4 protein-coding genes are annotated in these 6,338 nt (G+C 33.0%); 3 read left to right on the forward strand and 1 reads right to left on the reverse strand.

Features of this window, described 5'->3' with window-relative positions; genetic code table 11:
* The first annotated feature begins 7 nt into the window (after positions 1-7).
* The 3 genes from B4H69_RS08515 to B4H69_RS08525 are packed head-to-tail and all read left to right on the forward strand — an operon-like array spanning position 8 to position 5,594.
* Positions 8-1,321, forward strand: a complete 1,314-nt coding sequence (locus B4H69_RS08515; RefSeq protein WP_219034224.1) for a TolC family protein — start codon at positions 8-10, stop codon at positions 1,319-1,321.
* Between the two features lie 12 nt (positions 1,322-1,333).
* On the forward strand, positions 1,334-2,404 hold the full coding sequence (locus tag B4H69_RS08520; RefSeq protein ID WP_219034225.1) for an efflux RND transporter periplasmic adaptor subunit: 1,071 nt from the start codon (positions 1,334-1,336) through the stop codon (positions 2,402-2,404).
* Between the two features lie 13 nt (positions 2,405-2,417).
* Complete coding sequence (locus B4H69_RS08525) at positions 2,418-5,594, forward strand: efflux RND transporter permease subunit (RefSeq protein WP_291093508.1); 3,177 nt, start codon at positions 2,418-2,420, stop codon at positions 5,592-5,594.
* Positions 5,595-5,702: 108 nt separating this feature from the next.
* Here the strand turns inward: B4H69_RS08525 and B4H69_RS08530 are convergent, their stop codons facing one another.
* Positions 5,703-6,065 (reverse strand): hypothetical protein, encoded by a 363-nt coding sequence (locus B4H69_RS08530; protein ID WP_280045382.1) that lies wholly within the window; start codon positions 6,063-6,065, stop codon positions 5,703-5,705.
* Positions 6,066-6,338: the final 273 nt, after the last annotated feature.

Genomic DNA, 6,338 nt, shown 5'->3' on the forward strand with positions numbered 1-6,338 from the left:
TATATCAATGAAAAGGTTAAAACAATTACTTTCTATAGCGATTGTAGCGTTGATGAGTTCTGCTAATGCCCAAGAAATTATTGCACTTAAAGATGCAGTAAATTTTGCATTAGAAAATAAAGCTGATGCTAAACGTGCGAATTTGGCTATCAAAAAAGCAGAATATAAAATTGATGAAGCTAGAGCAGGAGCTTTGCCACAGGTTAGTGCAAATGCAGGATTACAGTATAATCCAATTGTGCAAGAAACTGCACTGACAATGGGAGGGCAAACAACTATCATTAAAATGGGACAACCATGGAATTCGAGTTTGGGAGTTACGGTTAATCAAAATATTTTTGATCAGCGTGTTTTTACAGGACTTAAAGCAGCAAAATCTACACGTGAATTTTACCAAATTAATGCGGATTTAACAGATGAACAAATTATAGAGCGAGTAGCGAATGCGTATTATCAAGTTTTTATTCAAGAAGAGAAATTAAAAACAATTGATAAAAGTTACGAAAACACGAATAAAGTTCGCAATGTTATCAAAAGTTTAGTGGATAATGGATTGGCAAAGCCTATTGATTTAGACCGAATAGTTGTACAATTAAATAACATATCTTCATCTCGCCAACAATTGGTAAATGCAGTAGAAATTAACAAGAATGCATTGAAATTTTATATGGGTTATCCAATAGAACAGCCAATTACGTTGACAGAAGAAACAATCACACCGAATTTAGTTTTGTTAGAAGATCAAATTAATGTAGAAAATAGAACAGAATTTAAAGTATTGTCAAAACAAAAAGAATTGTTAGGTTTTGCAAAAGAAGCTGAACGTGCAAATCTTTATCCAACTGTTGGTTTGGCTGGTAATTATGGATTGCAAGGTTTTGGTGAAAAATTTATTACTTCAAAAACTTATACATGGTCAGATTTAGCTTCGATTGGCTTGAGTGTAAAAGTTCCGATTTTTTCTGGAGGAGCTACAAAAGCAAAAATAAATCAAGCTGAAATTGATTTGTTGGATATCGAAGAACAAATGAATGACACAAAACTTGGTTTGAGTTTGGAATATCAAAATGCAAAAGCGCAAATAGAAAATGCGTTAAAAAGTGTCGATATTCAAGAAGAAAATGTATCGTTGGCAGAAAAAGTACTTGCAAATACACAAAATAATTACCAACAAGGTTTAGCTAATTTGACAGAAATTTTAGACGCTGAAAATGCGTTGACAGATGCTAGAAATAATTACTCAAATGCTTTGTTAGAATATAAAATTGCCGAAATCGCATTAATCAAAGCAAAAGGAGATTTAAAAATATTAATTCAATAATAGAACCGATTTATGAAATCAGTAAAAACTTTACTTTATATATTAATTGCTGCTGGCTTGATTGGTGGAGCAGTTTACATCATCAAAAATAACAAAGCGAAGCAAGAAGAGGAAGTTGCGATTGTAAATGCTAGTAACGATGAGGTTGTGGTAAATACAATTAAAGCAAAATACGAAAGCTTAAATACAGATTATACGTCAAACGGAACGTTTGCGCCATTTCAGGAAATGAGTTTTCCTTCAGAAATTTCAGGAAGAATTGTTCGTGTATTGGTAGATGAAGGTAGTTATGTTTCTGTTGGACAAACATTGGCGACGATTAAAAAAGATGCAATTGAGGTTGATGTAACTCAAGCACAAAATAATCTTCAAAATGCGATTATAGATAATCAACGTTACGAAAATGCGTACAAAACTGGAGGAGTAACAAAGCAACAATTAGATAATTCGCGTTTGCAATTAAAAAATGCAAGAGCAGCGGTTTCTGCACAAAATTTACGTGTTCGTGATACCAATGTAAAAGCAACTATTTCTGGTGTGATTAACAAGCGTTACATAGAGCCAGGATCTGTAGTAGCACCGGGTTCGCAAATGTTTGATATTGTTAATGTGTCAAAACTAAAATTACAAGTTACAGTAACAGAAGCTGAAGTTGTGAATTTGAAAGTGGGACAAACAATCAAAGTATTGGCGAGTGTTTTTCCTGATCAAGAATTTGCAGGAAAAATTTCTTTTATTGCGCCTAAAGCAGATGCTTCATTAAACTTTCCAGTAGAAATTCAAGTTTCGAATAATTCTGGTTTAAAAGCTGGTATGTACGGAACGGCAGTTTTCTCGACAAAAGATGATGTAAATGCAGGGAAAAATGTATTGGTTGTTCCAGCGAATGCTTTTGTTAACGGAATTAGTTCTGGACAAGTTTTCGTGGTTGAAAATAATACAGCGAAATTAACGAAAGTTGTGATTGGGAAAACGGTTGGAACTGAAGTTGAAATTATTAGTGGAATTAAAGATGGAGCTGAAATCGTGACAAGTGGTCAGATTAATCTGAAAGATGGAACGAAAGTGAAAGTTGTAAAATAAGAGTAGTTTTTCCATGAAAATAGCAGAAATATCAATTAAACGTCCCACAATGATTATCGTGTTATTCACGATTTTAACATTAGGAGGATTGTTTAGTTATACGCAAATGGGATACGAATTAATCCCAAAATTTGAAACGAATGTTGTTACGATTTCAACGGTTTATCCTGGAGCTTCTCCAAACGAAGTTGAAAATTCTGTAACCAAAAAGATAGAGGATGCGGTTGCAGCCTTAGAAAATGTAAAGAAAGTAGAATCGAAATCTTATGAAAGTTTATCAGTTGTAATGGTGACGTTGAATTCTGATGCAAATGCAGATTTAGCGTTGAATGATGCGCAACGTAAGATTAATGCCATTGAGAAAGATTTACCTGATGATGTAGATCCGCCTTCTTTGACGAAATTCTCGTTAAGTGATTTACCAATTATTACAGCTGGTGTAACGTCTGATAAGTTGACAGAAAAAGATTTGTATGATTTGTTAGATAAAAAAATAGAACCAGTTTTATCGCGTGTGACAGGTGTTGCGCAAGTAAATTTGATTGGAGGACAAGAACGTGAAATTCAGGTAAGTTTAGATCCTGTGAAATTGAAAGGTTATGGATTATCTGTGCCTCAAGTTCAGCAAGCAATCTTAACTTCGAATTTAGATTTCCCAACAGGAAGTGTAAAAACACGTGAAAACTCTACAATTATTCGTCTTTCTGGAAAATATAAATCAGTTGATGAATTAAATAATTTGGTAATTTCTTCGAATAATGGAATTCAAGTTCGTTTATCGGAAGTTGCTTTTGTGCAAGATTCTCAAAAAGAAGTAGAAAAAATTGCACGTGTTAATCAGAGTTCAGCGATTATTGTTCAGGTTGTAAAACAATCAGATGCAAATGCGGTTGCAGTTTCTGAATTGATGAAAGAAACCATCAAAAAAGTTGAAACAGATTATAAGAAAGAAGGACTTAAAATTCAGATTGTAAATGATACGTCTGATTTTACATTGGCTGCGGCAGATCACGTTATTTTCGATTTAGTTTTAGCAGTTGTTTTAGTTGCAATTGTAATGCTTTTATTTTTACATAGTATTCGTAATGCTTTTATTGTAATGGTTTCTATTCCAGCATCGTTAATTGCGACTTTTATCGGAATGTACTTAATGGGGTATACCTGCAACTTGATGTCGTTACTTGGTTTATCGCTTGTTGTAGGGATTTTAGTGGATGATGCTATCGTTGTTTTAGAGAATATTTACCGTCACATGGAGATGGGAAAATCGAAAATTAGAGCATCATACGATGGGGCAAAAGAAATTGGATTTACAGTAACAGCTATTACGTTGGTAATTGTCGTGGTATTCTTACCAATTGCAATGAGTACAGGTTTGGTGGCGAATATTATTGCACAGTTTTGTGTGACAGTCGTTATCGCAACCTTACTATCCTTATTGTCGTCATTTACAATTGTTCCTTGGTTGTCTTCTCGTTTCGGGAAATTAGAACATATCACAGGGAAAAATATTTTTGAGAAATTTATTCTTTGGTTCGAAAAACAATTAATGAAATTTACCCACTTCATTTCTGATATGTTAGAATGGTGTTTAAAATCTACCGTTCGTAGAATTGGAGTTTTTATTGGGGTATTTATCGTTTTATTTGCAGTTATTGGAGTTTTAATGGGAGGAAAATATATTGGTGGTGAATTCTTCCCTAAAACAGATAAAGGTGAATTCTTAGTTCAAATAGAGTTACCAAAAGATGCAACAATAGAGGAATCAAATTTTATGACGCAAAAAGCAGAAAAATTTTTACGTGGTAAAAAAGAAGTTGTTGATATGATTACAACTGTTGGTCAAAGTTCTGAAGGATTTGGAGCAGCACAAGCAACAGCTTATAAAGCAGAAATAGACGTTATTTTAAATGATAAATCAGAGCGTGAAGACAATTCATTTATTTATGCGGCAAAAGTAAAACGCGATTTAGAAAAAGAATTAGTTGGTGCTAAGGTTAAAACTGTTCCAGTTGGTTTGATTGGAGCGGAACAAGCGCCAATAGCGTTGGTTGTGACAGGTCCAAATTTAGAAAGCGCCATGAAATTTGCTGAATTAGCAAAACACGAATTAGAACAAATTAAGGGTTCTTCGGAAGTGAAATTAACGACAGAAGCCGGAAATCCTGAAATTAATGTGCAAGTTGACCGTGATAAAATGTCTGCTTTAGGATTGAATTTACAAACAGTTGGTTTAACCATGCAAACTGCTTTCTCTGGAAATACAGATGGTAAATTTAGAGCGGGTGAATACGAATATGATATTAATATTCAGTACAATGATTTTAATCGTTCGAATATCGATGACGTTCGTAGTTTGATATTTGTGAATGATAAAGGACAACAAATTCGATTAGATCAATTTGCAACGGTTACGCAAAGTTCTGGACCAAGTTTCTTAGAGCGTCGTGATAAAACACCTTCTGTAACTGTGCAAGCGCAATCTGTTGGTCGTACAACGGGTGATATTGTTACTGATTTCAAAAATAGTTTACAAAAAATTGATAGTAAAAAACCAACCGGTGTATCGTATGTTTGGGGTGGAGATGAAGAAAATCAATCCGAAGGTTTTGGTACATTAGGTTACGCATTATTAGCAGCAATTATTTTAGTTTATTTGGTGATGGTTGCTTTGTATGATTCGTTTATTTATCCTTTCGTGGTTTTGTTTTCGATTCCATTATCATTAATTGGTGTCTTTGTGGTTTTAGCTTTAACTAATAATTCGTTGAATATCTTCACGATTCTCGGAATGATTATGTTAATTGGTTTGGTGTGTAAAAATGCCATTTTATTGGTCGATTTTACCAATCACCGAAAAGAAGCTGGTGAAACGACACACAATGCTTTAGTGCAAGCTAATCATGCGCGTCTTCGTCCAATTTTGATGACAACAATTGCGATGGTTTTCGGGATGATTCCAATTGCCTTAGCAAAAGGAGCAGGAGCGGAGATGAACAACGGTTTGGCGTGGGTAATTATTGGTGGTTTAGTGTCATCATTATTCCTAACCTTAATTATTGTTCCTGTGGTTTATTCATTGTTCGATAGTGCAATTCGTCGTTTCTCAAAAGGAGAAAAAGTAGATTATGAAGCAGAGATGGTTGCAGATTATGAAGCAAGACAAATAAAAGAAGAATGGGAAGAGTAATCTTTCAGTTTTATTATTTTAATTGAGATATAAAAAAATCCTTGTCAAAGTTCTGAACCTTGACAAGGTTTTTTATTTGGTTGAAATTGTTATTTTACTAATGCGATGTTAGCCGACGTTTTTTTCTTGGTTAAATAAATCCATATCTCTTTCGATTCTAAACCCAAGAATAATATCTTTATATTGATTTTTTTCTAATTTTTTATTTAAAAAATCGTCTTCTGATGAAACATAAATTTTCCAAAAATCTGATTGAAAGAAAGCATTTTTAAGTTTTTCATAGTATGGAATATTAAAAGCTAAAAACTCTGATTCAGAAATTCTTTTATAAAATAATGGTTCTCCTTTTGAAAAATTGTTTGTTTTATCAACGGTTTCAATAAAACCTTCGTTTTTCATCATTATATAAAATTTTGACTTTCTGTACTCTTGTTCCTCTCGATATTTTTTATCAAAATCTGATTTTTTCATTTAATTAATAATTTTAATTGATATTGTTGTTTAATTTCTCAATGTTTTTGATTAGCCAATCTGAATAATAATGGATAAAGTTAATTAATTCTTCTGGATAAAAACTTGCAATTATTTCATTTGGTTCTGTTGAATCATTAAAAAAAATCGATTTTAATAATTTCTTTACTCATTTCATCTGCATGATTGCGCAGAGTTATTTTCACCTTTCCCGAGGTGTAGGGAGATTATAAATAGGTATGTTTTATATTACCCGAGTCCTCGGTTGATTAC

The organism is Empedobacter sp. UBA6745 (genome assembly GCF_002453775.1).
Classification (GTDB): Bacteria; Bacteroidota; Bacteroidia; order Flavobacteriales; family Weeksellaceae; genus Empedobacter; species Empedobacter falsenii_C.